The organism is Pseudonocardia sp. D17, from assembly GCF_036984265.1.
GTDB classification, from domain to species: domain Bacteria; phylum Actinomycetota; class Actinomycetes; order Mycobacteriales; family Pseudonocardiaceae; genus Pseudonocardia; species Pseudonocardia benzenivorans.
In genome coordinates this window covers 1-3,763 of record NZ_BPRG01000207.1, presented here as the reverse complement: position 1 = coordinate 3,763, position 3,763 = coordinate 1, and the positions used below count along the sequence as shown (strand labels likewise).

Annotated in this window: 3 protein-coding genes and 1 pseudogene; all 4 read left to right on the top strand. The window is 72.7% G+C overall.

Translation table 11 applies throughout. The features are described from left to right. Positions 1–227 (top strand): annotated as a pseudogene (locus tag PSD17_RS27710) (bi-functional transferase/deacetylase); the annotation flags it as partial. Between the two features lie 342 nt (positions 228–569). Beyond that, positions 570–1,559, top strand: coding sequence for a hypothetical protein (locus PSD17_RS27705; protein ID WP_339125226.1), 990 nt, complete (start codon positions 570–572; stop codon positions 1,557–1,559). Further along, positions 1,556–2,122 (top strand): hypothetical protein, encoded by a 567-nt coding sequence (locus PSD17_RS27700; RefSeq protein WP_339125224.1) that lies wholly within the window; start codon positions 1,556–1,558, stop codon positions 2,120–2,122. Before PSD17_RS27705 ends, PSD17_RS27700 begins: the two co-directional genes overlap by 4 nt. Then, positions 2,119–3,763 (top strand): polysaccharide deacetylase family protein (locus tag PSD17_RS27695; protein ID WP_339125222.1); only part of this gene is annotated, 1,645 nt, incomplete at its 3' end. The genes PSD17_RS27700 and PSD17_RS27695, both read left to right, overlap by 4 nt.

The window sequence follows — 3,763 nt, the reverse complement described above, 5'->3', positions numbered from 1 at the left end:
TCCTGTGGCTCCTGCCGCTGCAGCAGTTCGCCTACCGCCAGCTCATGTACGCCGTCCTCATCCAATCCGTCGCGACGGCTGTCACGGGCATCCGGTTGGGCTGGCAGAAGCTGCGCCGAATCGGCCAGTTCGAGAACGTCCCGACCGCCGAGCGCGAGCGCGCCCTCGCGACGGGCGGCGCGCTGCCGGTCGCACGCGACGAGGAGGTCGCCGAGCAGGCCCACTGAGACCTGTTCCGTACTCCTTTTGAGGCATAGCGCCCTACTCCGATCACTCTGGGTGGAAAAGCTCACATCGGACTCGGGCAACCTTCCGGGCGGTGAGACGTCGCTGAAGGTGCGAGAGCGGTACGACCGCCCGCACCCGGAAGTGACCACACAAAACCGGCTTCGAGCTGCTGTAACACGCGAAGGTTCGGCACCGACAAGCCTCGTGGGGGCCGCTCGACGACGAGGCTGCGCCGCGCGTCGGCGCCGAGACCCCCGTGGGAGCAGACCATCATCCGCCGACCGAGGTCGTCCGAGGACCGACGTCATTCACCCGACTGGAGGCAACTGGTGCCACGCTGCGTGGTCACTGCGCGTCTCGTCGGGGCGGCGGCTGCCCTCGTCGCCCTCCTGACGGGCTGCTCGTCCGGGCCGCCGCCCGCGGTGACCACCACGTCGGCGCTGCAGGCCGGGTTCTCGGTCACGCCCTACGTCGACGTCTCGGCGTCGAACCCACCGATCACCGCGATGTCCGACGCCGGCGCGGGCAACGACGTCGCGCTGGCGTTCGGGCTCGCAACCGGCGGTGCCTGCACCCCCTCGTGGGGCGGGACCCGCGCCGTCGACGACCCGCCGTTGGTCGCGCAGCTCGCCGAGGTGCGTGGCCGCGGCGGCAGGATCACCGCCGCGACCGGCGGGGCGACCGGCGCCTACCTCGAGAACACGTGCGGCTCCGCCGCCGACCTCGCGACCGCCTACGGCAGGCTCCTCGATGCGACCGGCGCCACCCGGCTCGACGTCGACATCGAGACCGACGTCCCCGTCGACCGGGTCGCCGAGGCACTGCACACGATCCAGGCGGCCCGCGGCGTCGACGTGAGCCTCACGCTGCAGGTCGAAGGGGCCGACGACGGGATCGACGAGCGCGGCCTCGAGACCGCCCGGGCCGTCGCCGACGCCGGGGTGCGCTTCGAGGTGAACCCGCTCGTCATGAACTTCTCCTACGACGGCCCCTGGCTGCAGGCGATGTCCGACGCGATCGGGGCCGTCCGGGCGCAGCTGGGGACCATCTCGCCGACCCCGGGCCTCGCGGCGACCATCATGATCGGACGCACCGACACGGGCGCCGTCACGACCCTCGACGACGCCCGCGGCCTCGCCGCGCGGCTGCCCGGCCTGGGTGTCCAGGACGTCCGGCTGTGGTCCCTCGGCCGCGACAACGGCGGTTGCCCCGGCGCACCGGACGCGCGCCCCGACTGCAGCGGCGTCGACCAGCAGCCCTTCGCCTTCACCCGGCTCCTCCGCGACGCCGCGAGTGCCCCGACCTCCCCGAACGGACGAACCGGATCATGAACGACGACGTGGAGTCCACCGTGGTCATCCGGCCGGTCGACGACGTCGAGTCGACCGTCCTCATCCGCCCGAACGGTCCGGTGTTCGTCGACGGGACGGGCAGACGCCGCAAGCGCATCAAGCTCGCGGCGTACGCGGCCGCGGCGACCTGCGCGCTGTACATGGCCGTCGTCGGGGTGAGCCTCGCCGCGCACCAGGAGACGCCGCTGCTGCCGCTGCCGGGGCTCGGCAGCGTCGCCGCCGGCGACCCCGAGACCGCCGGCATCCTCGAGGCGCACGACGCCGACGACCCGCGGACCCCACAGCCGCCCCGCCGGACGGACGCCGCCTCGCGGGCGGTGGCACCGGTCGCGTCGTCGCTCGCGCCCACGAGCACGCCCGTGACGTCGGTGGTCCCGACGTCCGAGGCGAGTGCGTCGCCCAGCACCGAGCCCAGGGCCAGCAGGACCCGGACCTCGCCGCGGAACGGCTCGGGTGGCGGATCGAACAACGGCCCGGGCGGGCCCACATCCGGAGGCGGCGGCGGTACCACGGGTGGCAGCCCGGCGGCGGGTGCGCCGTGAGCCGCCCCGGCCGGAAACCCGGCCGCGGACGCGTCCCCAAGCCCAAGTGGGTGCTCCTCGCGGTCGCCGTCGCGATGATGGGGTCGATCCTCGCCCTGAACGGCTGGGTCAACCCCAAGGTCAGCGCCGACGCCGAGCGGCAGGCGCCGCGCGCGCCCGTCGACAAGGTGCCGGTCTCCGTCCTGGACGGCGGCTCCGTCGTCGACGCGACGCACGGCCAGGTGCACAGCATCGGCTACCCCTCGAAGACCGTCGCCCTCACCTTCGACGACGGCCCCGACCCGCAGTGGACCCCGCAGATCCTCGACGTCCTGCAGCGCTATGAGGTGCCGGGCACGTTCTTCGTGCTCGGCTCGCTCGGCGCGCAGCACCCCGACCTGCTGCGCGAGATCGTCGACTCCGGCTCCGAGATCGGCATCCACACCTTCACCCACCCCGACCTGACCACGGTGTCGCAGGACCGCCTCGCGCGCGAGATCGACCAGACCCAGCTCGTCATCGCCGGCGCGACCGGACAGGTCAGCTACCTCGTCCGGCCCCCGTACTCGTCGGAGGTGCTGGCGCTCGACAACAACCAGTACTCCGTGGTGCGCGAGCTCGGCGACCGCGGGCTGGTGGCGGCGTTCACCGACATCGACAGCCGCGACTGGGAACGCAAGGGCGTCGACTCGATCGTCGCCGCGGCGACGCCGGCGAACGGCGCGGGCGGCGCCATCCTGATGCACGACGCCGGCGGCGACCGCTCGGAGACCGTCGCCGCGCTGGAGCGGCTGATCCCCGAGCTCAAGGCCCAGGGCTACACCTTCACCACGGTCACCAAGGGCGTGGGTCTGCCCCCCGCCGACCAGGCTGCCTCCACGAGCGACCACAACCTCGGGCTCGGCCTCGTCACCGGCGTCTCCGTCGCGACGTGGTTCGTCCGCGTCTTCGAGATCGCGTTGCTGGTCCTCGGCCTGCTCGTCATCGCCCGGCTCGTCCTCGTACTGGTCGTGGCCGTCGTGCATCGACGGCGGGCCCGCCGGGCCGAAGCGCATCCCCCGATGGCGCCGGTCACCGAGCCGGTGTCGGTGATCATCCCGGCCTACAACGAGAAGGAGTGCATCGCCGCAACCGTACGGGCGGTCGCGGCCAGCGACCACCCCGTGGAGATCATCGTCGTCGACGACGGCTCCACCGACGGCACCGCCGACATCGTCGAAGCCCTCGACATCCCCGGCGTCCGGCTCATCCGGCAGGTCAACGCGGGCAAGCCGGCCGCCCTCAACAACGGGGTGCGCGCGGCGTCGCACGAGATCGTCGTGATGCTCGACGGGGACACGATCTTCGAGGTCGACACGGCGCGGCTGCTGGCCCAGCCGTTCGCCGACCCGACCGTCGGCGCGGTCGCGGGCAACGCCAAGGTCGCCAACCGGACCAGCCTCGTCACCCGCTGGCAGCACATCGAGTACGTGATCGGATTCAACCTCGACCGGCGCATGCAGGACGTCTTCGGTTGCATCACCACCGTGCCCGGCGCCGTCGGGGCGTTCCGCCGCACCGCCCTGCTGACCGTCGGGGGTGTCAGCGACGACACGCTGGCCGAGGACACCGACCTCACAGTGGCCATGGGCATCGGGGGCTGGCGGATCGTCTTCGAGGAGC